This window comes from Streptomyces sp. NPDC057424 (assembly GCF_042803315.1).
Classification (GTDB): Bacteria; Actinomycetota; Actinomycetes; order Streptomycetales; family Streptomycetaceae; genus Streptomyces.
Genome location: NZ_JBHVCP010000036.1, coordinates 36,747 through 60,142 on the forward strand (window position 1 = coordinate 36,747; position 23,396 = coordinate 60,142).

The 23,396-nt window shown below is 69.4% G+C and carries 21 protein-coding genes; 8 read left to right on the forward strand and 13 right to left on the reverse strand.

Going from position 1 to position 23,396, the window contains the following annotated elements:
* Window positions 1-22 precede the first annotated feature (22 nt).
* A complete protein-coding gene (locus ACFU3E_RS25495; protein WP_384162564.1) occupies window positions 23-667 on the reverse strand; it encodes an SGNH/GDSL hydrolase family protein in 645 nt (214 codons plus the stop codon).
* Window positions 668-796: 129 nt separating this feature from the next.
* Here ACFU3E_RS25495 and ACFU3E_RS25500 point away from each other — a divergent pair, with 129 nt between their 5' ends.
* Window positions 797-1,507: a cupin domain-containing protein gene (locus ACFU3E_RS25500; RefSeq protein WP_384162567.1), complete on the forward strand. Its 711-nt coding sequence runs from the start codon at window positions 797-799 to the stop codon at window positions 1,505-1,507.
* Window positions 1,508-1,736: 229 nt separating this feature from the next.
* On the opposite strand, the gene ACFU3E_RS25505 is transcribed toward ACFU3E_RS25500, so the two are convergent.
* A complete protein-coding gene (locus ACFU3E_RS25505; protein ID WP_384162570.1) occupies window positions 1,737-2,765 on the reverse strand; it encodes a LacI family DNA-binding transcriptional regulator in 1,029 nt (342 codons plus the stop codon).
* Window positions 2,766-2,948: 183 nt separating this feature from the next.
* Between ACFU3E_RS25505 and ACFU3E_RS25510 the strand changes: the two genes are divergently transcribed.
* The 5 genes from ACFU3E_RS25510 to ACFU3E_RS25530 all read left to right on the forward strand — a co-directional run bounded on the left by ACFU3E_RS25510 (window position 2,949) and on the right by ACFU3E_RS25530 (window position 8,332).
* The gene (locus tag ACFU3E_RS25510) at window positions 2,949-3,869 is read left to right on the forward strand and encodes a sugar ABC transporter permease (protein WP_283970782.1); all 921 of its coding nucleotides are present in this window, start codon (window positions 2,949-2,951) and stop codon (window positions 3,867-3,869) included.
* Window positions 3,862-4,758 carry a carbohydrate ABC transporter permease gene (locus ACFU3E_RS25515; RefSeq protein ID WP_384162573.1) on the forward strand — a complete coding sequence of 299 codons (897 nt, stop codon included), beginning with the start codon at window positions 3,862-3,864 and terminating at the stop codon, window positions 4,756-4,758. Before ACFU3E_RS25510 ends, ACFU3E_RS25515 begins: the two co-directional genes overlap by 8 nt.
* Window positions 4,759-4,860: 102 nt before the next feature.
* Window positions 4,861-6,165: an ABC transporter substrate-binding protein gene (locus ACFU3E_RS25520; RefSeq protein WP_384162576.1), complete on the forward strand. Its 1,305-nt coding sequence runs from the start codon at window positions 4,861-4,863 to the stop codon at window positions 6,163-6,165.
* A gap of 95 nt (window positions 6,166-6,260) precedes the next feature.
* Window positions 6,261-7,376 carry a Gfo/Idh/MocA family protein gene (locus ACFU3E_RS25525; protein ID WP_384162579.1) on the forward strand — a complete coding sequence of 372 codons (1,116 nt, stop codon included), beginning with the start codon at window positions 6,261-6,263 and terminating at the stop codon, window positions 7,374-7,376.
* Window positions 7,373-8,332: a PmoA family protein gene (locus ACFU3E_RS25530; protein WP_384162582.1), complete on the forward strand. Its 960-nt coding sequence runs from the start codon at window positions 7,373-7,375 to the stop codon at window positions 8,330-8,332. The genes ACFU3E_RS25525 and ACFU3E_RS25530 overlap by 4 nt, the downstream gene beginning before the upstream one ends.
* Window positions 8,333-8,501: 169 nt before the next feature.
* Here the strand turns inward: ACFU3E_RS25530 and ACFU3E_RS25535 are convergent, their stop codons facing one another.
* From ACFU3E_RS25535 to ACFU3E_RS25565, 7 genes are all read right to left on the reverse strand, one after another.
* Window positions 8,502-9,761, reverse strand: coding sequence for an FAD-dependent oxidoreductase (locus ACFU3E_RS25535; protein ID WP_384162586.1), 1,260 nt, complete (start codon window positions 9,759-9,761; stop codon window positions 8,502-8,504).
* A gap of 233 nt (window positions 9,762-9,994) precedes the next feature.
* The gene (locus ACFU3E_RS25540) at window positions 9,995-10,960 is read right to left on the reverse strand and encodes a fumarylacetoacetate hydrolase family protein (protein ID WP_384162589.1); all 966 of its coding nucleotides are present in this window, start codon (window positions 10,958-10,960) and stop codon (window positions 9,995-9,997) included.
* Between the two features lie 94 nt (window positions 10,961-11,054).
* A complete protein-coding gene (locus ACFU3E_RS25545; RefSeq protein ID WP_384162592.1) occupies window positions 11,055-11,993 on the reverse strand; it encodes a VOC family protein in 939 nt (312 codons plus the stop codon).
* Between the two features lie 10 nt (window positions 11,994-12,003).
* A complete protein-coding gene (locus ACFU3E_RS25550; protein WP_384162595.1) occupies window positions 12,004-13,032 on the reverse strand; it encodes an amidohydrolase family protein in 1,029 nt (342 codons plus the stop codon).
* Window positions 13,029-14,168, reverse strand: a complete 1,140-nt coding sequence (locus ACFU3E_RS25555; protein ID WP_384162598.1) for an FAD-dependent oxidoreductase — start codon at window positions 14,166-14,168, stop codon at window positions 13,029-13,031. The genes ACFU3E_RS25550 and ACFU3E_RS25555 overlap by 4 nt, the downstream gene beginning before the upstream one ends.
* Before the next feature lie 114 nt (window positions 14,169-14,282).
* On the reverse strand, window positions 14,283-15,254 hold the full coding sequence (locus ACFU3E_RS25560) for a cyclase family protein (protein ID WP_384162601.1): 972 nt from the start codon (window positions 15,252-15,254) through the stop codon (window positions 14,283-14,285).
* Complete coding sequence (locus tag ACFU3E_RS25565; RefSeq protein WP_384162681.1) at window positions 15,251-16,261, reverse strand: fumarylacetoacetate hydrolase family protein; 1,011 nt, start codon at window positions 16,259-16,261, stop codon at window positions 15,251-15,253. The genes ACFU3E_RS25560 and ACFU3E_RS25565 overlap by 4 nt, the downstream gene beginning before the upstream one ends.
* Before the next feature lie 125 nt (window positions 16,262-16,386).
* On the opposite strand from ACFU3E_RS25565, the gene ACFU3E_RS25570 reads away from it, so the two are divergent.
* Both ACFU3E_RS25570 and ACFU3E_RS25575 read left to right on the forward strand, forming a co-directional pair.
* A complete protein-coding gene (locus tag ACFU3E_RS25570) occupies window positions 16,387-17,322 on the forward strand; it encodes a LysR family transcriptional regulator (RefSeq protein WP_384162604.1) in 936 nt (311 codons plus the stop codon).
* A 537-nt stretch (window positions 17,323-17,859) separates the two neighbouring features.
* Window positions 17,860-18,693, forward strand: a complete 834-nt coding sequence (locus ACFU3E_RS25575; RefSeq protein ID WP_384162606.1) for a PIG-L family deacetylase — start codon at window positions 17,860-17,862, stop codon at window positions 18,691-18,693.
* Window positions 18,694-19,048: 355 nt separating this feature from the next.
* Here the strand turns inward: ACFU3E_RS25575 and ACFU3E_RS25580 are convergent, their stop codons facing one another.
* The 4 genes from ACFU3E_RS25580 to ACFU3E_RS25595 all read right to left on the reverse strand — a co-directional run bounded on the left by ACFU3E_RS25580 (window position 19,049) and on the right by ACFU3E_RS25595 (window position 23,059).
* On the reverse strand, window positions 19,049-21,361 hold the full coding sequence (locus tag ACFU3E_RS25580; RefSeq protein WP_384162609.1) for an FdhF/YdeP family oxidoreductase: 2,313 nt from the start codon (window positions 21,359-21,361) through the stop codon (window positions 19,049-19,051).
* 31 nt (window positions 21,362-21,392) lie between these two features.
* Window positions 21,393-22,022 carry an SRPBCC family protein gene (locus ACFU3E_RS25585; RefSeq protein ID WP_384162612.1) on the reverse strand — a complete coding sequence of 210 codons (630 nt, stop codon included), beginning with the start codon at window positions 22,020-22,022 and terminating at the stop codon, window positions 21,393-21,395.
* Window positions 22,023-22,211: 189 nt separating this feature from the next.
* Window positions 22,212-22,448 carry a hypothetical protein gene (locus ACFU3E_RS25590; protein WP_384162614.1) on the reverse strand — a complete coding sequence of 79 codons (237 nt, stop codon included), beginning with the start codon at window positions 22,446-22,448 and terminating at the stop codon, window positions 22,212-22,214.
* 341 nt (window positions 22,449-22,789) lie between these two features.
* Entirely contained in the window at window positions 22,790-23,059 is a 270-nt protein-coding gene (locus ACFU3E_RS25595) for a phosphatidate cytidylyltransferase (RefSeq protein WP_384162617.1), read from the reverse strand.
* Window positions 23,060-23,396 lie beyond the last annotated feature (337 nt).

The window sequence follows — 23,396 nt, forward strand, 5'->3', positions numbered from 1 at the left end:
GCAGAGCTGATTGCCGCACAGGTCAACGTGATGAGATCTTCTGCAGGCAGGCGCTGACCACCGGCACATAGAAAAGGGTGACAGCCGTCATGTTGGGGTGTGTTCCCGACCCCTCCGTGCCGGGGAGACCGTTGACCAGGCCGTCGAATGTGTATTTCGCCCGCTGGGCTTCGTCGCGGGTGTCGAACGTGGTGTCACGAAAAACATCCGCAACCGCGACATCCCACGTCCGGCAGGCCTGCAACGTGACCTCACGCAGCGCCATCTGAGTGTCCCAGTCCCTCGAACCGAGTTTGTGGGCGGCGACGTACACGATGCGGGCGGCCGGCCATTTCCGCTTCATCGTGTGCAGCGTCTTCTCCAGCTCATCCGCGTAGGCGTCCACCTCGTAGCGCTGGTCCCTGAAGATCGACTGGGCGTCGTTGGTGCCACCGTCAAAGAGGACGAATTCCGGCGCGATGTCAGGCGCCTCCTCGACCTGCGTACGTATCTGTCCACCGGACGCATGTGGGTCGACGCCAATCGTCGCGCCGTTCCGGGCGAACTTGGCGAGGGTCATGCTCTCGCGCTCGGCGACGAGGTCCACGAAACTGCGCGGATACACGTGTCCGTGCACGATGCTGTCACCGAAGGCGTAGAGGCTTTTTCCTGCCGGCCCGTTACCCACATCAATCTCCCTGGAGCTCGCGATTTCTGACCTGATTTTAGTCCGAACATTGACCCGTTGGGCGAGAGGCACGTAAATTCAGGAGATGATAGCAAGCGCTTGCTGTCACGAAAGGGAGTGCTGACGAACATGACGACAACCCACACCGGACTGCCCGGGGGTGTTGCCCTCTCCCATCTGTCCGTGTACGACTGGCCTGCCGTCGACGGGGTGTGCGGCGGCACCCCTCATATGCACCTGGCGTGCTCGGAGGCCTACGTCGTCACCGGCGGCCGAGGTGCCGTGCAGACGCTGACCGCGTCCGGGTACGAGGTGACTCCGCTTCAGGCCGGCACCGTCGCCTGGTTCACGCCCGGCACCATCCACCGGCTGGTCAACGAGAGCGATCTGCGGATCACCGTCCTGATGCAGAACAGCGGGCTGCCGGAAGCCGGGGACGCGGTTCTCACGCTGCCCCCGCAGTACTTGACCGATCCCGAGACCTACGCACGCGCCACCGCCATCCCGGCCGACGCGCCCGAGGAGGAACAGGAGCGCGTCGCCCGGGCCCGGCGGGACCTCGCCCTGGAGGGTTACCGGGCCTTGCGCGAGGCCCAGGGGCCACAGGCTCTGGCCGCGTTCCACCGGGCCGCCGCCGCGCTCGTACGGCCACGCATCGCCGAGTGGCGCGAGCGGTGGCGACAGGGCGCCGAGGCCTCCGCCGCGGCCACCGGCGCGCAGCTCGACTCCCTTCAGCGGGGGGAGTTCCCCCACCTCTCCGATGCCCTCGTACGGTCGGAACAACCCGCGGCTCGCGGGAAGTTCGGGATGTGCGGGCGACTTGACGTCTACCAGAACTGATGTCGATGCGCGCGCTCAGGAGCCCGTGACACGAGCCGGCGCGACCCGCGTGAGGGCGTGTGCCGTGCCGACTCACGGTGCGCAGCGGCCGGCCGCCGGTGCAGCGGAAGGGACGGCGCGGTACCGGCCGGCGCCGGCTCGGGGCGTCCGTGGACAGGAGCGGTCACCGCTCCAGGCCGGGACGTCCGGTCGGTGCCCGCCGCGGGCCGTGCCCGGGAGCGGTCACCGCTTACGGAGCAAGGCGGCTTCCGGGGGGCGGCTCGGCCGTCGACTCCCGCCAGACGACCCGGAACAAGGACACCCCGTTCGGCTCGGGCGCCGTGTTCGTCAAGCCCGCTATCAGCTTGGCCATGGCCTTGCTGCCGAGCCGTTCGAGATCCACGTCGACGGTGGTCAGGGACGGGGTCATGAACTGCCCGACCCCGACGTTGTCCCAGCCGGTCACGCTGACGTCGCCGGGCACGTCCCAGCCGCGCTCCCGTGCGCCCCGGACGACACCGGCGGCGACGAGGTCGTTGGCCGCGATCACCGCTGTCGGACGTGCACTGCTCGGGAGTGAACGGATCGCTTCGATGCCGGACTCGCCGGACCAGTCGCCGTCGAAGATGCCGACGGACTCGACCCCGAGGCGTTCGACCGTGTCCACATAGCTCTGCCTGCGCGCCCTCGCCGAAGCGAAGTGCCCGTCGCCCGCCACATGGAAGAACCGGGAGTGACCGAGCGCCACCAAGTGCTCGATCATCCGCACGACAGGGGTGGCGTCGGCCAGTTCCCCGATGCCGCGCATCTCGTCGTCGAAGTCGGCCGAGATCACCACGGTCGTCCTCTGGTGCAGTCTGGCCTCCACCGAGGGGAGCACGGGGGCGAGGGAGAGGATGCCCTCGTACTGTCCCGAGTCGGCGAGCTCCAGCAGGCGTTCGCTCCTCGCTCCCACGCCGCCACCGGCACTCACGACGTCCACGAAATACCCTGCGGTCTGAGCCGCCGAGCTGGCCCCCGCCAGCATGCGCGACGGATTGAACGCCATGGCGGGCATGAGGAGCGCCAGCCGGCCGGTCTTCCGCGTGCGCATGGACCGCGCCACCAGGTTGGGGCGATAGTCCAGTTCACGGATCGCCTTCTCCACGCGTTCCAGGGTCGCGGGCTTCAGCCCGCCGTTGAACCGCAGATACCGCGACACCGTCTGGGGCGACACACCGGCCAGTCGCGCCACATCGGTGATCGTCGGTCGTCGTCGCGCCGTGTCAGCGCCGTCCATCCGCTTCTCCCACCCATCCGCCAACGTTACGGAAGTCAGAGCGTACACACTATTGACGCAAAAAGTGATCGTTCACTATGGTCCTCGCAACCGAAGAGTGAACGATCACTTTTTGGTCACGCGGGGCCCGGGACGGGCCCGCACCACTGTGTTTCCGATGCCGCCGCTCAAGGGAGCAGTGCCGTGAGCTCCATCAACGAACTACGCCGGCTGCGCGGGTCCCAACGGGGCGCGCGACAGCAGAACAAGGCGGCGTTCTTCTTCCTACTGCCCTGGTTCGCCGGGCTCTTCGGGATCACGCTCGGCCCGATGCTGGCCTCGCTGTACCTCAGCTTCACCAAGTACAACCTGTTGCAGCCGCCGCAGTTCAGCGGACTGGACAACTGGACGCGGATGCTCCACGACGAGCGGCTGCACAAGTCGCTCGGGGTGACCTTCAGCTACGTCCTGGTCTCCGTTCCGCTGCAGCTGGCGCTGGCCCTGGGACTCGCCCTGCTGCTGGACAGGGGAGTGCGGGGCCTTGCCTTCTACCGCTCCGTCTTCTACCTCCCGTCGCTCATCGGTGGCAGCGTGGCGATCGCCGTGCTGTGGCGCGCGATGTTCGGGACCAACGGCCTCGTCAACGATGCCCTGGCCCTCGTCGGTGTCCAGGGGCAGGGCTGGATCTCGGAACCGGGAACGGCGCTGTCGACCCTCATCGTCCTGAACGTCTGGACCTTCGGCTCACCCATGGTGATCTTCCTCGCCGGACTACGGCAGATTCCGGTCTCCCTCTACGAGGCCGCCTCCGTCGACGGCGCCAAGCGCTGGCGCCAGTTCCGCAGCATCACCATTCCGCTGCTGACACCCATCATCTTCTTCAACCTGGTGCTGCAGATCATCCACGCCTTCCAGACGTTCACCCAGGCCTTCGTGGTCTCCGGTGGCACCGGGGGCCCCGCCGACTCCACCCTCTTCTACTCGCTGTACCTGTACCAGCGCGGGTTCGGCCACTTCGACATGGGGTACGCGTCCGCGCTCGCGTGGGTCCTGCTCCTCATCGTCGCGGTCTTCACCGCCGTCAACTTCTGGGCCTCAAAGTACTGGGTGTTTTACGATGACTGACCGCGCCGTAGCCGTACCCCGCTCGCTGCCCGTCGACCGCCCTCACCCGGTGCGCCGGGGCAGGCGCGCGGTGCGCGCCCCCCTCAAGCACTGCCTGCTGGCTCTCTGCGCTCTGACGATGCTGTATCCCATCCTGTGGATGGTGGCCAGCTCACTGCGTCCCAACAACCAGATCTTCCGCAGCGCGGGACTCGCCCTGACGAACCCGCGCCTCGAGAACTACGCCAACGGCTGGAGCGCCTTCGCCCAACCCTTCAGCCACTACATGATCAACTCGCTGATCGTCGTGATCGGCGCGATCCTCGGGAACCTCCTCGCCTGCTCCCTGGCCGCCTACGCGTTCGCCAGGCTCGAATTCCGGGCGAAGCGCGTGTGGTTCGCCATCATGCTCGTCACCATCATGCTGCCGATCCACGTGATCATCGTGCCGCAGTACGTCCTGTTCTCCGAACTCGGCTGGGTCAACACGTTCCTGCCCCTGATCGTGCCGAAGTTCCTGGCCACCGACGCCTTCTTCATCTTCCTGATGGTGCAGTTCATCCGTGGGATCCCGCGCGAGATCGACGAGGCCGCACGGATCGACGGCGCCGGGCACGCGCGGATCTTCTTCCACGTCATCCTGCCGCTGATGGTCCCGGCCCTGGCGACCACCGCGATCTTCACCTTCATCTGGACCTGGAACGACTTCTACACCCAGCTGATCTACCTCACCGACCCGGTGATGTACACCACGCCCCTCGCGCTGCGCGCCTTCGTCGACCAGCAGACCGCGACGGACTGGGGCTCGGTGTTCGCCATGAGCGTGGTCTCGCTCGTTCCCGTCTTCCTCGTCTTCCTCGCCGGGCAGCGCTTCCTGCTGCGCGGCATCGCGACCACCGGCGGCAAGTGACCGCGGGGGCTACTGCCGGACCTGCGAAGGCGAACGAGTCATGACCGCTCGGGCGCGTCGCAGCCATCAACCCGATCCACCCATCAGGCACAGGAGAAGCACATGAAAGCCAGCCCCTTCAGACGCGTCGCCGTCGGAGCCGTCGCCTCTTGCTCGCTCGTACTGACCGCCTGCTCCGGCGGCAGCACCGGCGCCGCTCCCGAGCTCGGCGACAAGCCGGTCACCATCCGCGCCACCTGGTGGGGAGCGGACGCCCGCGCCCAGCTCACCAACGAGGTCATCGCGGCGTTCGAGAAGAAGTACCCCAACATCAAGGTCAAGGGAGAGTACAAGGACTGGGCCGGATACTGGGACGCGCTCGCCACGACGACCGCGGCCAAGGACTCGCCCGACGTCATCCAGATGGATGAGCTCTACCTCGCCTCGTATGCCGACCGCGGAGCGCTCTACGACCTCGGCAAGGCCAAGAAGCTCGTCAACACCTCGCAGTTCGACGACCAGGCCCTGGCCACCGGGCAGGTCGACGGCACGCAGTACGCGCTTCCGGTCGGCATCGGCGTCATGTCCGTCGCCGTGAACACCGACCTGTTCAAGAAGTACGGCGTGAAACTTCCCGACGACAAGACGTGGACGTGGGACGACTACGCCAGGATCGGCAAGGAGCTGACGGACAAGAGCGGCGGCAAGATCCACGGTGTGGCCGGCGCCCCCGGGTTCGACGCCGGAAGTCTCAAGTACTGGGCTCGCCAGCAGGGCAACGAACTCTTCGGCAAGGACGGGAACGTCTCGCTGAAGGCCGAGTCGCTCGCCGGTATGTGGAAGTACGGTCTGGGCCTGATCTCCTCCGGGGCCAGCGTCAAGGCCTCGACGATGGTCGAGGACCAGACCGCCGGTATCACCGCCGGCAGCTTCGCCACCGGCAAGGCGGCCATGATGGGGGCCTACAACACCCAGATCACCGCGCTGCAGGAGGCGACCGGCGCCAAGCTCAAGCTGCTGCAGCTGCCCCGCGTCGGCGACACCAAGGCGAACTTCTTCAAGCCCTCGATGTACTGGGCGGTCTCCGGCCAGAGCGAGCACCCGGCCGAGGCCGCCGCGTTCGTCAACTTCGTGCTCAACGACGCGAAGGCCGCCGACATCCTCAAGACGGAGCGCGGAATCCCCGCGAACAAGGAGATGCTCAAGCACCTCCAGGGGGGTCTGACCGGGCCCGACAAGGCGGCAGCCGACTACATGAACACGGTGACACCGGGTGAGTCGCCGGTCGTGACCCCCAACGGCGGAAGCGGGATCGAGCCGCAGCTGCAGCGCTACAGCCAGGAGGTCTACTTCAAGAAGACCTCGCCGGAAGCCGCCGCGAAGGCCTTCATCAAGGAACTCCAGGGCGAGATCGACGCGGCCAAGTGACTTCTTCTCCCTCGGGGGCCGTCGCCGCCGCCCACGGCCCCCGGGGAACTCCGCGCAGAGCGGGTCGGAAACCAGAAGAAAGAGAAACCCCACCCATGCCCAGCCTCCGGCCGCCGTACCACGCGGCCATCATCGGCACCGGCGGTATAGCCGGCGCCCATGCCCAAGCCCTCGCCGAACTCCCAGAACGCGCCCGGCTGGTCGCCGTCGCCGACGTCGACCCCACACGCGCCGCCGAGTTCGCCGACCGGTTCTCCGTGCCGCACGTCTTCAGCGACCCGAAGGCTCTGCTGGAGAGCGAGCAGCTCGACCTCGTCCACATCTGTACACCCCCGCAGACCCACGCACTTCTGGCGTCCATGGCGATGCGGGCCGGCGTCACCGCTCTGGTGGAGAAGCCGACGGCGCTGAGCCTGCGCGAGATGGACGAACTGGCCGCGGTACAGGAGCAGACCGGCTCCAGGGCCCTGACCGTCTTCCAGCACCGCTACGGCGCGGCAGCCGTACGCCTGCGCCGGCTGGCCACGGCCGGCGCACTCGGCCGGCCACTGGTCGCCACCTGCGAGACCCTCTGGTACCGGCCCGACGCGTACTTCGACGTGCCGTGGCGGGGACGCTGGGACGTCGAGGGAGGCGGCCCCACCATGGGCCACGGCATCCACCAGTTCGACCTGATGCTGTCGGTCCTCGGCCCGTGGTCCCAGATCACCGCACTCGCTGACCGCCAGGCCCGGCCCACGGACACCGAGGACGTCTCGGTGGCCGCCGTCCGGTTCGACAACGGAGCCCTCGCCACGGTGGTCAACTCCCTGCTGTCCCCCCGGGAGACCTCACGCCTGCGCTTCGACTTCGAGTACGCCACGGTCGAACTCGAGCACCTCTACGGCTACCGCGAAGAGCACTGGCGGTTCACCCCGGCCCCCGGCCACGAGGAGCTCTCGGCCCTCTGGGCCGCCGCCGACGAGCCGGACCTCACCAGCGGCCACAGGCTCCAGATCGAGGCCGTCTTCGACGCCTGGGAGACCGGTCAGGAACCCGGTGTCTCCCTGCCGGACGCGCGCCGCACCCTGGAGTTCGCGGCGGCGACGTACGCCTCGGCGTTCCGCGGAGTGCGCGTAGCAGCAGGGCAACTGGCCGGCGACGACCCGTTCATGCTCAGCATGGACGGCGGCGCGGTGCCGTGGGATCGGGTCAAGGAGGCCCTGGTATGAGCACGCTCGACATCCGCCACGACCTCGGCACCTCGGTCACGGTCCGCGACGGCGGCACCGAGCTGTTCCGCTACGTGTACCAGCCGGACACCGTCCAGCTGGAATCGCCCAAGCCCTACCTCCACCCCCTGCGCACCCGGGCCGGCAAGGTGGTCAGCCTGTTCCGTCCCCACGACCACGTCTGGCACAAGGGCATCGCATGGTCCCTGCCCCACGTCGGCGAGGAGAACTTCTGGGGCGGTCCCACGTACATCCACGGACGCTTCTATGTCCAGTTGGAGAACAACGGAACCCAGGCGCACCGACGGGTCGTCGCCCTGGACAGGGCCGACGGAACGGCGACGTTCGCCCACGACCTGGACTGGACCACTCAGTCCGGCAAGCTGTTCTTCACCGAACGCAGGACACTGCGAGCGAGTCTGATCTCCCCGCACGCCTGGGCGCTGACGTTCGAGACGCGGATGACGAACGTCTCCGGAACGGACGTCGCCATGGGATCGCCGACCACCAAGGGACGGGAGAACGCCGGCTACGGCGGCCTGTTCTGGCGGGGCCCTCGGTCGTTCACCGGCGGACAGTTCGTGACCGAGGAAGGCCTGGGGGGCGACGAGGTCCGCGGGCGGCGCATGGAGTGGATGGGTTTCGCGGGCCGCCACGACGGGACGGACGCGCAGTCGCTCGTGCTCATGGTCGACGACGCGGCCAACCCGAGCCACCCGCCGCGGTGGTTCGCCCGGACCGAGGAGTTCGCCTGCCTCAATCCCGCACCGTTCTTCAGCGAGGAGCTGACCATCGAGGACGGCGAGACCGTGCGCTTCCGTTACGGCGTCGGGATCGCCGACGCGGACGCGGACGCGGCACCCGCCCTCGCGGACGCGGTGCGCCAGGCGCTCACACGGTCGGATGAGTCCGCATGTGCCGGAGAATCCGTTTCAGGCCGCGTCGCGGCGCAATAAGCCGACCCCTGCTCACTACGCAAGCCCTCTGGGCGTGCACTCCCCGCTCACCAGGGAGTGCACGCCTCCCTCGCCACTCCGTCTGCCGCGATCGCAGGAGACGCACGTGTCCGCGAACGGCCGACGACGACGCACCGGACACCTGCGGGCACGGCCCCAGCCACGTTGCTCAGGAAGCGGTGTCGGGTGACTCACCGAGGCTGAGGAGCTCGGTGAAGCGGGCTTCGGCCCGGTCGATCTCACCGAGCTGAGTGAGGATCGAGCCGGGGGTGGAGTCACCGACCACCTTCTGCATCAGTGGGGTGTGGTCCAGGATGGCGTCCCGGAGCGGTTGCAGAGCGCGCGGCGCGTGATGGAAGACCTGCCCGAGGGCATAGGCCTGCTGGGACTGCCGGGCGGTGTGCGGCTTGCGCGGGGCTTCGAAGGCGTCCAGTGCCTGGCGGACAGCGGCGTAGTCGCGCAGGTCCACCCCCGCCAGGTGGCGGCCGATGAAGTAGCCGTCCTCGGTGGCCATACCCGCGCCGTACCCCGCGTACGGGGACGTGGGATGAGCGGCGTCGCCGATGAGAGTGGCGCGGCCCCTGGACCACTGCTTCAGCGGCTTGCGGTCGCGGATCACCCAGCGCTGGACGTGCGCGGGGTCGGTCGCGGCGATCAGTTGGGGGAGCGGACGGGCGAAGGCTTGGCCGAGGCTGGTCGCGTGCGAGTGCAGGTCCCCGGTGAATTCCCGGCGTGCGTCGAATGCTTCGAGGATCCACCACTGGTGGCCGTCACGTCCCTTGTGACGGATGGCGGTCCAGCTGCCCTGCACCGTTCGGGTGTGGGAGAGGACGCACATCCCGGGCTCGGTCTCGACCTTCTCGTCGAAGGTGTAGCCGCCGAAGATGTGCAGGTTGTGCTCGCGCTTGGGGCTGTCACCCCACAGAGTCCGGCGGACCAGGGAGTCGATGCCGTCCGCGCCGATCACTAGGTCCGCCTCATGGACTCCTCCGTCCGCGAGGTGCAGCCGCACACCGCTCTCGTCCTGCTCGACGCGCTCCACCGTGTGGTTGACCTGCAGGACTCCCTTGGGCAAAGCGTCGAGCAGCCGCTCGTACAGCTCGGGGCGCAGCAGGCCGATGAAGCCGCCGCCGTAGTCGCGGACAACCTGCTCCGGAAGAGCCGCGCGGACCCGGCGGCGGCCGCGGGCGTTGCGGAACTCGGACGTACAGGGCGCACCCAGGTCCTCGGTGTCCACTCCGAGCAGCCCGAGTGCCTTGATGGGTGGCGGCCACAGGTTGAGGATGTTGCCGGCGGGTCTGGCGTGCGGGTAACGCTCCAGGACCGCGACGTCGTGACCGGCCTGGTGGACGGAGAGCGCGGCCGCCATGCCACCGGGGCCGGCACCGACGACGGCGACGCGGCCACGCTTGCCGGGGAGTTTCTTCATGGTGGGTCCCTCAGTCCTGGTCGTCGTGGCGCCGGTGGATGGTCAAGGTGAGCTCCTCCGCCGCGAGGTCCGGCGGCTGATGTCAGAGAGTCCTGGTCGGCGTGGATCAAGCTGTGGTGTGCGGCTTCGCGGGGGTCGCGGCCGTGACAGTCGCTCCGCCCGGGCCGGCGCCTCGGCCGTGCCCTGCCCGCGCGTCCCCGGTGACTGTCCAGGCCTGCTCCCCGCCGCGCGGTTCACGGGCGCGCTCGCGAGCGCCTGCGGGCGCGAGGGACGGGTACCGGTTCGGCCTCGGGTACCACGGTGTTGGAGACGGTACCGATGCCCTCGACGGTGAGGGTGACGATGTCGCCGGGCTTGAGCGGTGGCGGGTCCTGCTCGCCGCGAACGCCCCACAGTTCGGCGAGGCAGCCGCCGTTGCCGCAGGTGCCGGAGCCGAGGACGTCGCCGGGGCGTACGTAAGTGCCCCTGGAGGCGTAGGCGGTCATCTCCTCGAAGGTCCAGCTCATGTTGGACAGCAGGTCCTTGCCCACGACCTCGCCGTTGATCTCGGCGGTCAGCGCCAGGCGCAGGAATCCGTCGCTGTCGCGGTAGGGCTCCAGCTCGTCCGCGGTGACGAGGTGGGGGCCGAGGGTGGTGGCGGTGTCCTTGCCCTTGCAGGGGCCGAGACCGACCTGCATCTCGCGGGACTGGAGGTCGCGGGCGGACCAGTCGTTGTAGATGGTGTAGCCGATGATGTGGTCGCGGGCCTGCTCGGGGGTGAGGTCGCGGCCCTCGCGGCCGATGACCGCGGCGACTTCGAGTTCGAAGTCCATCGCCTGGCTGCCGGGCGGCACGGGGACGTCGTCGTGGGCGCCGATGACCGCGTAGGGGTTGGTGAAGTAGAAGGTGGGCGCGTCGTACCAGGCGTCCGGGGCGCCCGAGACTCCGTCGATGCTGCGTCGTACACCCTCGACGTGCTCCTCGAACGTGACGAAGTCGCGTACGGACGGCGGTTGGAGCGGCGGCAGCAATCGCACCTGGGAGACGTGCGGCCCGCGCGGCACGTCCAGGCTTGCGTTGCCCGCCTCGCGCAGCACCTCGGGACCGGCCTGGATCAGATCGAGAAGGGAGGCTCGGCCGGGGCAGGGGGAGAGGACGCCGTCGTCCTCGACGGTGGCGAGACGGCTGCGGCCGTGCTGTTCGTACGTGGCGAAACGCATGGCATTCCTAGGGAGCGGGGTGGGTTGACACAGGCCGGGGGCGCGGCGGCATGGCAGGGCGGGGGAGTGCGCCGAGCCCCCGGGGGCCAAGGGGTCAGACCGGCGGAGCGACGAAGACGCCGCGGTCGACGTCGTTGAGCATCTCCTTGGCGACCATCTCGTTCATCGGGTTGGACGTGCCCCACTGATCGGCGTTCTCGGGCTTCGTCAGGTCGTAGACGTGCGGGTGCCAGGTGTCCTCGTCCAGCTTTTCGAGCTCGGTGGTGTACTCCACGGTGTTGCCGTGCGGGTCGAGGAAGTACGTGAAGGTGTTGTCGCCCGCCATGTGCCGCCCGGGGCCCCAGATCTTGCGGGCGCCGGAGCGCATCACGCGGCCGGAGCCGCGCATGTACTCGTCGATGCCGCGCATCTCGAAGGAGAGGTGCTGCAGGGAGGTGTGCGGACCGCTGGCGATGGCCATGGAGTGGTGCTGGTTGCTGATCCGCATGAAGTGCATGACCTCGCCCATGTGCGGCAAGGTCATCGTGTCGGACAGCCGGAAGTCGAGGTGCTGCTCGTACCAGGCGCGGGTGGCGTTGATGTCGGGGGAGTTCAGGACGACGTGCGAGAGACGGACCGGGATGGACTCCTTCTCCTCGATACGACGGTGCCGGCGTGCCTCGACGTCGGCCGAGACCTCGATGGTGCGGCCGTCGATGTCGAAGAAGCGGAAGCCGTAGCCGCCGCCGGGGGTGTCGACCTTGCCCGGCTGGGAGATCAACTGCACTCCACCCGCGAGGAGTCGCTCGGCGAGTGTGTCCACGTCGGCGGGGTTGGCCGCGCCGTAGGAGATGAGGTCGAGGCGCTTCTCCTCGGCCTTGCGGAGCCGGACGATGTACTGCTCGGGGGAGCCCTCGGCGGCGAGGAAGGAGATGCCGGAGTCCTCGGCGACCTTGGTCAGGCCCCAGACGCCGGCGTAGAAGTCGAGCTGCTTGTCGTAGTCCGGCACCGCCAGGTCGACGTGCCGCAGGTGGGTGAGCAGACGGTTGGTCATGTCGGGCTCCTCAGGTGAGACGCAGCAGCGCTGCCGCGTTGGCGCCGCGGACGGCGTGGAAGTGGGGGGCGGGCAGGTCCGTGACGTCGCGCAGCGCTCCGAGCGGGTCGTCGGTGCCCATGTCGAAGGGGAAGTCGGAGCCGAGCAGCACCCGGCCGGGGCCGGCGACCCGGATCAGCTCGCGCAGGACGTCCGGGTCATGGACCAGGGAGTCGAAGTACAGCTGCTTGAGGTAGCTGCTGGGCGGGTGCGCGCAGCCGCGGGTGTCGGTGCGGGCGAGCCAGGCGTGGTCGGAGCGGCCGATGTGCGTGGGCAGATAGCCGCCGCCGTGGGCGGCGACGATGCGCAACCCCGGGTGCCGGTCCAGGACTCCGGAGAAGATCAGATGGGACAGGGCGACGGCGTTCTCGGTCGGCTGGCCGACGGTGTTGGACAGGTACCACCGGTTGAGGCGCTCGTCGAGCGTGCAGCCGAAGGGGTGCAGGAAGAGGATCGCGCCGGTTTCCTCGGCCCGCGTCCAGAACGGTTCGTACGCGGGGTCCGACAGCTCACGTCCCGGCGCGTGGCTTGAGATCTCGACCCCGCGCAGGCCCAGGCCGAGGGCGTGCTCGAGGGCTTCGACGGCGAGGCCCGGGTGCTGGAGCGGAACGAGGCCGAGGCCGTGCAGCCGCTGCGGGGCCTGGGCGACGTGCGCGGCGGTGCCCTCGTTGGCCGGCTCCCACACCGTACGGGCCAGGTCCTCGTCGGCCCAGTAGTGGTAGTGCGAGGGAGACGGCGAGACCAGCTGGATGTCGATCCCGGAGGCGTCCATCGCGGCGAGCCGGGCCTTGACGTCGGTCAGCCTCGGGAAGCGGTCCCGGAACATCGGGCCGCTGACGGCGATGGCCTCGGGGCCGTTGCGGCGGGCGTCGAGATCACGGGCCGCGGCCAGCCCGGGGTGTCCAGCAACGGCGTCCTCGACCTGAGGGAGCAGGACGTGCGCGTGGACGTCGATCGTGGGTGTGCTGTTCTGGGAACTCACGGTGTGCACGGGGTTCACGGGGTCTCCTTCAGGACGGACATCGTGCGGCCCATCAGACCGGGTGCGTCGGCGTCCCGGACGCCGTCCAGCTGCCACTGACCGAGCTGCACGGATGCTTCGACCACCATGCGGACACGGTCGATCCGGCGTTCGTAGAAGCCGGTCAGCAGGGCGTCGAGGGAGCTCCAGTCCTGCTCCTCGCTCAGCATCTCGGCCAGTACGGAGGCGTCCTCCAGCGACATGGCCGCGCCCTGGGCGAGCGTGGGGGGACAGACGTGGGCCGCGTCACCGATCAGGACGATCCGGCCGCGGTGCCAGGAGCCCTCGACGAGCAGCCGTTCGAACCAGGTGTAGTTGACCTTGGCGGGGTCGGTGATGCTCGCGGCGATCTCCGGCCACGCACCGCCGTAGGGCGCGGCCAGCCGCCGCATCTCGTCCGCGTACGAGGCCGGGTCGATGGAGGCGCGGTCGCGGTTGGCCTCGACGAGGTAGGCGTAGATGGTGTTCTTGCTGGTGGGGCAGTAGCCGGCGATGTAGCACGATCCGCCGTAGGCCAGGTCCTTGCGCTCCACGCTCTCGGGGCGGGGCGCGGGGACGCGCCAGATGGCCATGCCGGTCGGTTCGGGTTTGTCGCTGATGCCGATCATGGCGCGCGTGTGGGAGTTGACGCCGTCGGCGGCGATGACGAGGTCGTAGCGGCCTTCGGTGCCGTCGCTGAACCGGGCGGTGACGCCGGACGCGTCCTGGACCAGTTCCTCGGCGGTGGTGCCGAGGCGTACTGTCGCGCCGCTCTCGAGAACGGCCTCACACAGAATCTCCTGCAGCCGGGGCCGCTGCATGCCGAAGATCGGGGGCAGGTCGTCCCCACCGGTGCGGATGTCCTGCTGGACATGGAACACGGTCCCGTCGGGCGCGGCCAGACCGACGGCGTCGACGGCGTAGCCGCTCTCCTGGACCTTGTTCCATACGCCCACTTCGCGCAGCACGCGCAGCGCGTTGCCCTGGAGGGTGATGCCGGAGCCGAGCACGTTCCAGTCGGGTTTGGCCTCGATGAGTTCCACGGCGATGCCCGCCCGCCGCAGCAGCACGGTCACGGCGTTGCCGGACGCGCCGCCGCCGACGACGAGGACGGTGCGGAGGTGGGGATCGGTCATGGGTTCTCCCTGAGACGGTGCCGCGCGACGTCGAGCGGCAAGGGGGGTGTTGCGGGCCGGGCGGGCGAGGGTGGCGCAGCCGTCCGGGCGCTGCCGGCGCGGCGGTCCAGGGCGTTACTTGACGGCGATGGGATTGACCGGTGAGCCGACGGACCCGGTGATGGGCAGTGGCGCGGCGGTGAGCCAGAACTCGTACCGGCCGTCGGCGGCGCAATGTGCGGCGAGGGCGTCGAGGTCCCACATCTCACCGATGAGCAGACCGATGTGGGGGATGGCGACCTGGTGCAGCGGCTGGAAGGCGTGGTCGAACTCGTTGGGCCGAACCTCGAAGCCCCAGGTGTCGGTGGCGATCCCGGCGATCTCGCTCCGGTACAGCCAGCCGGCCGTACTGAAGCTCAGCCCCGGCGCCGGCCCGCCCGCGTAGTCGCCCCAGCCTTCGTGACGGGCGCGGGCCAGCCGCCCGGTGCGCACGAGGACCAGGTCGCCACGACCGACGGTCACACCATGCGAGGCGGCGGTCGCGGTCAGGTGCTCCTCGGTGACGGCGAAGCCGTCGGGCAATTCACCGTCCTGGCCGATGACCAGGCCCACGTCGAGGAGGACGCCCCGCCCGGCGACGTGCGGAGCCATGTGCTCGATGCCGGTGACCAGGTCGCCTTCGGAGGTGACGACCTTCTCCGCCGGGCGGCCGTTCCAGGCCTTGCCGTGATCGAAGATGTGCCCGAGCCCATCCCACTGGGTGGAGCACTGCAGGGGCATGGCGATCACGTCGTCGGCGCCACCGAAACCATGCGGGAAGCCCTGGCCGCCCAGAGCGGCATCGGTGCCCGTGGCGAGCATCGTGTGCACCGGGTTCGTACGCCGCCGCCAGCCCTTCTGCGGGCCGTCCATGTCGAAGGCCTGTGACAAGGAGAAGCTGACGCCGTCGCGGATCAGGGCTGCGCCCTCGCGGCGCTTGGCCTCGTCGAGGAAGTTGAGCGTGCCGAGCACGTCGTCCTCGCCCCAGCGGCCCCAGTTCGAGTACGCCTTCGCGGCCTCGGCGATCGCCGCCTCGGGATCGGTACGGTCGATACGGTCGGCGCTCATCGGGCCTCCTCCGCGACACAGCGGGTGCGCTGGGCGCCGAGCCCGGTGACCGAGCCGTCCATCACGTCGCCGTCGCGCAGCAGCCGGCCCCAGTGAATGCCGTTTCCGGCCGGGCTGCCGGTGAGGACCAGGTCGCCGGGAAGCAGTCGGGCGGTCTGGGAGATGTACGAGACGAGCCGTGCGACGCCGAAGATCATGTCGTCGGTGGACTCGTCCTGCATGGTCTCCCCGTTGAGTTTCAGGGTGACCCGCAGGCCGGAGGGGTCGGCGATGGAGCCGGCCGGGACGATCCACGGGCCGAGCGGGGTGAAGCCGGGGGCGTTCTTGCTGCGCAGCCAGTCGGTGCCGATCGGGGGCATGTCCCGGCGGAAGACGGTCGCGCGGTCGGTCAGGTCGTTGGCGATGGTGTAGCCCGCGACGTGATCCAGGGCTTCCTCCACGGTGACCCGGTAGGCGGGGTGGGAGATCACCGCGGCGAGTTCCAGTTCCCAGTCGGGCTTCTCGGCCCACGCGGGCAGCACCACGTCGTCGTAGGGGCCGCTGATCGCGGTCGGGAGGCCGATGAAGACGTACGGGAGGTCCTCGGCGGCCCGCTTGTCCATGACCGCCGCGACCTCGGCACGGGCCTCCTCGACGGTGCCCGGGGCGTCCGGGGCGCGGTGTGCGACCGCCAGGTCGATCACGTGCTGCCGGTAGTTGGCGCCGGACTGGAAGATCTGCCGGGGCTCGACGGGCGCGTGCACCGTCAGGTCCGCCAGCGGTCGCCAGTCGCGCGTCGGGTCCCCGGCGAGGGTGTGCAGGCGCGGCAGCTCCTCGTCCCAGCGCTCCAGGAGCGCGAGCGTGGTCAGCGCGGGTTCGTCCAGTGCCGTGCGCAGGTCGAGGACCTGGCCGTCCGGGGCCACGAGGCCCGGGAACCGAGCCTCGCCCCGTGCCGACAGGGTGCCGATGGCGAACGGGCCCGAAAAGGGGATGCAGGGTGCCGACGCGGCAGCGGATTTCACGGAGATGTCCTCCCGATTGCGATGCCACTAATCTGGCCCGTAACTTGTGATCTGGGAAATCGATTTCCTGGATACCTGAATCCAAGCGGCAAATAATCGCAACGCTTTCCGCCCCGGCACTGGGATGCTTCGTGAATCTGGCAAGCCTCGACCTCAACCTCGTCGTCGCCCTGCGCGCCCTCCTGGAGGAGCGCAACGTCACCAATGCCGGCCGACGGATCGGGCTCAGCCAGCCCGCCATGAGCGCCGCGCTGGCACGACTACGCCGCCACTTCGACGACGACCTGCTCTCCCGGGAGGGTGGCCGCTACGAACTGACCGCCCTCGGCCTGACCCTCCTCGACCGCACCGCCACCGCCTGCGACCTGCTGGAGCGTGTCTTCACCAGCCAGGCCGATTTCGACCCCGCCCGCGAGGAACTCGAGTTCACTCTGATCGCTTCCGACTACGCGGTGGCCGTCTTCGGCGCCGAACTGGCCCGCACCATCCAAGCCGAGGCACCAGGCATCCGGCTCAGGTTCAAACAGGTACCGAACGAAATCATCGACGACACCGGGGCGCTGCTGAGCACCTCCGACGGGCTGATGATGCCGCACGGCATCATCAGCGGCTTCCCCGCCGTCGAGCTCTACCGGGACCGTTGGGTGTACCTCGTCGCCGACGACAACCCCGAGGTCGGCGAGCACCTCACCCTCGACGATCTGGCCCGGCTGCCGTGGGTGACGTACCAGCGCATCTATGATGCGCCCGCCGCCCGTCAGATCGGCATGCTCGGCATCGAGCCGCACGTCGAGGTCGCCGTCGACAGCTTCCAGCTCATGCCCCTCCTGGTCGCCGGCACCCGGAGGGTGGCCCTCATCCAGGAACGTCTCGCCGAGCGGCTCGGCGGACTCGTCCCCGTCCGCGTCATGGAACCGCCCTACGACGCTGTGCCGCTTCAGGAAGCCTTGTGGTGGCACCCGGTGCACACGCGCGACGCGGCGCACATCTGGCTGCGGGAGACGGCGGCCCGGGTCGCCGAGGCCGTCGAGGCCGGTCGGCCCACGCACTCTGTTCCGCCCAGTTGAGGACGGGCCGGCCGCGGACGCGGAAGGGCCGGGCCGGCGTCGATCACCGCGAACAGGACGGCCCGGCAGGCACACAGGGGAGGCGAGACCGGTTGACGCACCCCGGCGAATGCGATGGCGGTCTCGATGCCGAGCTGCCGTTCCGTGCAGGGCGTCGGTGCCTTCACGCCCGCACACCGTAGGCCTCGGGCGGTTCGAAAATCTCGACAGCGGCGCTCAGGGCCAACAGGCCGCGTGCGTCGGGAAGTGGCTGGTAGCCCTCCGCGGCTCCCCGGAGCAACACCCTTGTAAGCTCTCAAATTTCGTGTCGGAATCTCACGGCTGGTGCCGGATGGACGTCGGATCCGACGTGGCGCTGAGACATGCAGGGGAACAACCGGTCCGGCCGGCACGGTTGCATCGACCGAGGGACCGGCACCTCACGGGCGGGGAACACGGAGACCACAAGGTCGTCCGCCCACCCGGATCCGGACCCCAGGGGCGCGGTACGCCCGCCGCGCACTCGGACCAGACGTATGCCTGCAGGAGGACTGTTTCATGACTGACCGGCCCTTGACGCTCATGGCGGTGCACGCCCACCCCGACGACGAGGCCACCGGAACCGGAGGGGTCCTCGCGCGGTACGCGGCGGAAGGCATCCGCACGGTTCTCGTGACATGTACCGACGGCGGCTGCGGTGACGGACCCGGGGGTGTCAAACCGGGTGATCCCGGGCACGATCCGGCGGCGATCGCCTTGATGCGCCGTCAAGAACTTGAAGCGAGCTGCGGCGTCCTGAAAGTCAGCGATCTGGAGATGCTGGATTATGCCGACTCCGGGATGATGGGCTGGCCGAGCAACGACGCCCCCGGATCCTTCTGGCAGACCCCCGTGCGGGAAGGCGCGGCCCGACTCGCGGAACTCATGCGGCACTACCGACCTGATGTGGTCGTCACCTACGACGAGAACGGTTTCTACGGCCACCCGGACCACATCCAGGCCCACCGCATCACGATGGCGGCGCTGGAGATGACCGCGCTGACCCCGAAGGTGTACTGGACGACGATGCCCCGCTCGATGATGCAGCGGTTCGGCGAGATCATGCGCGAGTTTCATCCGGACATGCCGGAGCCGGATCCTGCCGAGGCCGCCGCGATGGCCGAGATCGGCCTCCCCGACGATGAGATCACCACGTGGGTGGACACCACCGCGTTCAGCGGCCAGAAGTTCGACGCGTTGGCCGCGCACGCCAGTCAGGGCGAGAACATCTTCTTCCTCAAGATGGGCAAGGAGAGGTTCGGCGAGTTGATGGGCATGGAGACCTTCGTACGTGTCCAGGACGCCACCGGCGCGGCCGTACCCGAGAACGATCTCTTCGCCGGACTGCGCTGATCCGCCCGTCCGACCGGCCCAGGAAGGCTCATCGACCGCACGACGCGATCGAGGGTCACACACCCGGAGGCTTGTCCGCGCGAGCTTCCGCTCCGGCAGCCCGCGTCCAGGCCCTCGCCGACTACGTCGACGCGGGCCCGCACGACCGACCCGACACCGCGCTCCTCCCCGAACCGTCTGACAACCGCACAGGTGGGGAGACCGGCGGGCTGCTGAAGTCGTCACGGCCTGGGCCTGGCGGACGCCTGGGCCAGGGCGCCAGAACGCCGCCTTGCGCCCACTCCTGCGGCCTCCAGTCGGCAACGCACGACGGGGCCCGCTGTCGTCGCGGGCCCCGTCGGGATCGTGCCGCCGGTCAGGCCGGTGTGGGCTGTGTCCGGTCGAGGGTGGGTTCGAGGCGGACGACGATGCCCTTCGATGTGGGCTGGTTGCTGATGTCGGCGACGCTGTCCAGCGGCACCAGGACGTTCGTCTCCGGGTAGTAGGCGGCGGCCGAGCCCTTGGCGGTGGGGTAGGGCACGACCTCGAAGTTCTCGGCCCGGCGCTCGGAGCCGTCCGCCCAGACGCTCACCAGGTCGACATGATCGCCCCGGGCGAGACCGAGTTCGATCAGGTCGGCCGGGTTGACGAGCACGACGTGGCGACTGCCGTGGATGCCGCGGTAGCGGTCGTCGTTGGTGTAGGGGACGGTGTTCCACTGGTCGTGCGAGCGCAGCGTCTGCAGCAGCAGGTGACCCTCGGGTGCCCGGGGCACCACGCGCTCGTTGCAGCTGAACAGGGCTTTGCCGGCTTTGTTGTTGAAGACGCCCTCGTTGACCGGATTGGGCAGTTGGATGCCGCCGGGGCGGGTCACCCGTGCGTTGAAGTCGTGGAAGCCCGGCACTATGCGGGAGATACGGTCGCGGATGATGCCGTAGTCACCCTCGAACGTGTCCCAGGGGATGTCCGCCGAGCCGTCCAGGGTGCGTCGGGCGAGCCGGCACAAAATGGCGACTTCGCTGAGCAGCAGCGGGGAGGCCGGCTCGAGGCGGCCCTGGGAGGTGTGCACCTGGCTCATGGAGTTCTCGACGGTGACGAACTGCTCGCCGTCGGCCTGGACGTCACGTTCGGTGCGCCCCAGTGTCGGCAGGATCAGCGCAGTGTCGCCGCAGACGGTGTGCGAGCGGTTGAGCTTGGTGGAGATGTGGGCGGTCAGCCGGCACGAGCGCATCGCCTCCTCGGTGACCTCACTGTCGGGAGCGGCGCGGACGAAGTTGCCGGCCAGGGCGAGGAAGACCTTGACGCGGCCCTCGCGCATCGCCTTGATCGAGTCCACCGAGTCCAGGCCGTGCGGTCGCGGCGGGTCGAAGCCGAACTCCTTCTGCAGGGCGTCGAGGAAGGTGTCCGGCATCTGCTCCCAGATGCCCATGGTGCGGTCGCCCTGGACGTTGCTGTGGCCGCGCACCGGGCAGGCACCGGTACCGGCGCGCCCCAGGTTGCCCCGCAGCATCAGGAAGTTGACGATCTCCCTTACGGTGGGCACGCCGTGCTTGTGCTGGGTGATGCCCATCGCCCAGCAGACGATGACGCGGTCGCTCTTCAGGACCTCGTCGCGGACCTTCTCGATCTCCTCGCGGGTCAGTCCGGTCGCGGTGCGCACGTCGTCCCAGTCGACGGTGCGGGCGTGCTGGGCGAACTCCTCGAAGCCGGCGGTGTGGGCGTCGATGAAGTCGTGGTCCAGGACGGTGCCGGGGCGGGCGTCCTCAGCCTCCAGCAGCAGGCGGTTGAGTGCCTGGAACAGGGCGAGGTCGCCGCCGGGCTTGATGTGCAGGAAACGGTCGGCGATCTGGGTACCGCGTCCCACGACTCCGCTCGGTTTCTGCGGGTTCTTGAAGCGCCGCAGCCCGGCCTCCGGCAGTGGATTGACCGCGACGATCCGGCCGCCGTTGCGTTTGGCCTCCTCCAGGGCGGTGAGCTGGCGCGGGTGGTTGCTGCCCGGGTTCTGCCCGACGAGGAAGATCAGGTCGGCGTGGTGAAGGTCGTCGAGGCTGACGGTGCCCTTGCCGGTGCCCAGGGTCTCGCTCAGGGCGAAGCCGCTGGACTCGTGGCACATGTTGCTGCAGTCGGGCAGGTTGTTGGTGCCGAAGGCGCGGGCGAAGAGCTGCAGGACGAAGGCGGCCTCGTTGCTGGCGCGGCCGGAGGTGTAGAAGACGGCCTCGTCCGGGGAGCCCAGCGCCTTCAGTTCCTGCGCGAGGACACCCAGGGCGTCGTTCCAGCCGATGGGCTCGTAATGCTCGGAGCCGGACCGCTTGATCATCGGCTCGGTGAGCCGGCCCTGCTGGTTGAGCCACATGTCCGAGCGGGCGGCGAGGTCGCAGACGCTGTGCTCACGGAAGAAGTCGGCGGTGATCCGGCGCGTGGTGGCCTCGTCGTTGATGTGCTTGGCACCGTTCTCGCAGTACTCGTTGCGATGACGCCGGCCCGGGGCCGGGTCCGCCCACGCGCAGCCGGGGCAGTCGACCCCGCCCACCTGGTTCATGGTCAGCAGGTCCACCCCGGTCTTGCGCGGGGAGGTCTGCTCCAGGGAGTACCCCAGCGCGTGCACGACCGCGGGGACTCCGGCCGCCCACTTCTTCGGCGGTGTCACGGAGAGGGTGGTCTCCGGCTCCTCACCGGGCGGGTTCTGCATCGGTTCGCCTCTCTCTTGTCCGGTGCGCGGGTCAGCCGACGGGCCACTGGGCCACGCGGCTCCTGGGCGGTTCCGGATGATCGTGCTGTACACGGCCGTTGCGGATGGTGCCGCGCCAGGCCCCGCCCTCCTGCCCCAGTCCCTCGATGAACCGTTTGAATTTCATGAGTTCGCCGTGCACCAGCCGGGCGGTCAGCCGGGCGCCCCTGGACGAGCGGGTGAGGATCCCCGCGGCTCCCCGCGGGTCCAGGAGCAGCCGGACGGTGATCGCGGTGCCGCCGGATTCCGTCGCCCTGAATTCGACCTCGCCCTGGTGGGAGGGCTTCTGCTCCAGAGCGCGCCAGGCCAGGTAGGCGTCGGGGTCCTGTTCCACGATCTCGACCATGAAGCGGTGACGCAGGGGTCCGTAGCCGATGGTCCAGGTGGTCACGGTGGGCCTGACCTGCTCGACGCCGTGCACCAGGGTCGAGAACCGGGGGAAGGTCTTGAACTGCGTCCACTGGTTGTACGCCGTGCGCACCGGCACCGCGACCTCGACCTCGACCGTCTCCTGGACGTGGTGCCGCTCCCGCAGCGGACGGCGGCGCGTGACGCCGTCGCCGTCCGGGCGCATCCCCGGGGTGTTCGGCACGGCCTGCCGGGCGTCGTCTTCGTGCGCCATCGTCGCCTCCCTTCCGGTGACGGAGCCGGGCGTCCGGGAACCCGGCCTCCCCTCGTGCGTCAGGGCTTCTCTTCCGGTTCCCCCGTCGTGTACTTCGAGTCGCGCCGGTGCGTCGGTGTCCCGTGCGATTCCGGCCACGAGAGGGGCGGGCCTGTCACAGGCGCTTACCTGCGGCGGGCGAGACTGCGGTCAGCGCCGGCCTTGCGGACGATGCGGTGCGGGGGGGGCGTCGCGCACGCCGGCGACGATCATGTCGCCGGGGGCCCCGCCGCCCGGCGAGAGGTCGGCGATGTGGTTGTCGAGCCGGGTCTGGATGCTGCGGTGCAGCAGCGTCCGGACGCCGAATCCCGGCTGGTCGCTCCCCTCCAGCTTCACCCCCTGCGCGTCCATCCGCCACTCACCGTGATCCAGCAGATGGTCGTCCATCGAGCCCGGGGCATCGCCGTCCGTGACGCCGCGCACCCTTCGCGCCCGGTGGCTTGCGCGCCATGCGGCCACCGGGATGGTGGCGTCGTCGTCGAACCGACCGCAGGCCCGGCGATCGAAAGATCAACACGAACGTCGTGACCGCCAGCGTGCGGGACGCGCGCATGACCCCGCGGGGGCGACGCGCACGGGAGCCGGCCGCTCCGGCCTGCTGCACCCGCCGGATTCGCCTGTGCGGATGCGGCGGGGGAGTCGGCAAGCGGCAAGACCGACCCGTTGCAGCCAGGCAGCGATGGCCTTGCCGGTTCGGCCAAGGAGTCCACGGTGCACTGCCGGCCCGCTCATCCCAGTACGACGACCACCGCCAGCGCACCCACGAGGGAGTCGACGCGGTCAAGCAGCCCTCCGGCTCCCGCCAGCCACTGGCCCGAGTCCTTGACCCCGGCGCCGCGCTTGACGAGGGACTCCACCAAGTCGCCTGCCGGTCCGCCCACGGCCACCGCGGCCACCGCCGGCCAGCTCCACGACGACAGCAGTACGAGCACGGCCAGGCCCGCAGCAGCGCCGCACAGCGTTCCGCTCCATCGCTTGGCCGGGGACAGGGGCGACAACCGGGGCCCGCCCAGTCGCCGGCCGGCGAAGTACGCACACTACGTCGGCGACCGACACCGCGGCGAAAAGGGCCAGGCCGAGCGCCCCCAGCGGCACCAGCACGCCCAGCCAGACCAACCCGAGCAGGCCGGTGCCGAGCCGTCGCAGTCCGTCTTCGGCATCGCCGGCCGTCAGCGGTACGGCGACCAGCGCGAGGGCCCCGATGGCGCCCACCCGCCAGACCTGGTCCGGTGCCGTCGCGGCGGCGATGATCAGCCCTGTCACGGCGGCGGCGCCGGCGTGGAAGGGGCTCACTGTGCAGCCTTGGTGTCACCGACCCGGTTTCCGGTCATCGCC

Bases quoted from the DNA above. Each gene is read 5' to 3' on its own strand.
- ACFU3E_RS25505 (WP_384162570.1), bottom strand. From the start codon at position 2,765: ATGGACGGCGCTGACACGGCGCGACGACGACCGACGATCACCGATGTG.
- ACFU3E_RS25575 (WP_384162606.1), top strand. From the start codon at position 17,860: ATGACTGACCGGCCCTTGACGCTCATGGCGGTGCACGCCCACCCCGAC.
- ACFU3E_RS25590 (WP_384162614.1), bottom strand. From the start codon at position 22,448: ATGGACGACCATCTGCTGGATCACGGTGAGTGGCGGATGGACGCGCAG.
- ACFU3E_RS25560 (WP_384162601.1), bottom strand. From the start codon at position 15,254: ATGAGCGCCGACCGTATCGACCGTACCGATCCCGAGGCGGCGATCGCC.
- ACFU3E_RS25500 (WP_384162567.1), top strand. From the start codon at position 797: ATGACGACAACCCACACCGGACTGCCCGGGGGTGTTGCCCTCTCCCAT.
- ACFU3E_RS25530 (WP_384162582.1), top strand. From the start codon at position 7,373: ATGAGCACGCTCGACATCCGCCACGACCTCGGCACCTCGGTCACGGTC.
- ACFU3E_RS25520 (WP_384162576.1), top strand. From the start codon at position 4,861: ATGAAAGCCAGCCCCTTCAGACGCGTCGCCGTCGGAGCCGTCGCCTCT.
- ACFU3E_RS25580 (WP_384162609.1), bottom strand. From the start codon at position 21,361: ATGCAGAACCCGCCCGGTGAGGAGCCGGAGACCACCCTCTCCGTGACA.
- ACFU3E_RS25540 (WP_384162589.1), bottom strand. From the start codon at position 10,960: ATGCGTTTCGCCACGTACGAACAGCACGGCCGCAGCCGTCTCGCCACC.
- ACFU3E_RS25525 (WP_384162579.1), top strand. From the start codon at position 6,261: ATGCCCAGCCTCCGGCCGCCGTACCACGCGGCCATCATCGGCACCGGC.
- ACFU3E_RS25545 (WP_384162592.1), bottom strand. From the start codon at position 11,993: ATGACCAACCGTCTGCTCACCCACCTGCGGCACGTCGACCTGGCGGTG.
- ACFU3E_RS25555 (WP_384162598.1), bottom strand. From the start codon at position 14,168: ATGACCGATCCCCACCTCCGCACCGTCCTCGTCGTCGGCGGCGGCGCG.
- ACFU3E_RS25585 (WP_384162612.1), bottom strand. From the start codon at position 22,022: ATGGCGCACGAAGACGACGCCCGGCAGGCCGTGCCGAACACCCCGGGG.
- ACFU3E_RS25535 (WP_384162586.1), bottom strand. From the start codon at position 9,761: ATGAAGAAACTCCCCGGCAAGCGTGGCCGCGTCGCCGTCGTCGGTGCC.
- ACFU3E_RS25515 (WP_384162573.1), top strand. From the start codon at position 3,862: ATGACTGACCGCGCCGTAGCCGTACCCCGCTCGCTGCCCGTCGACCGC.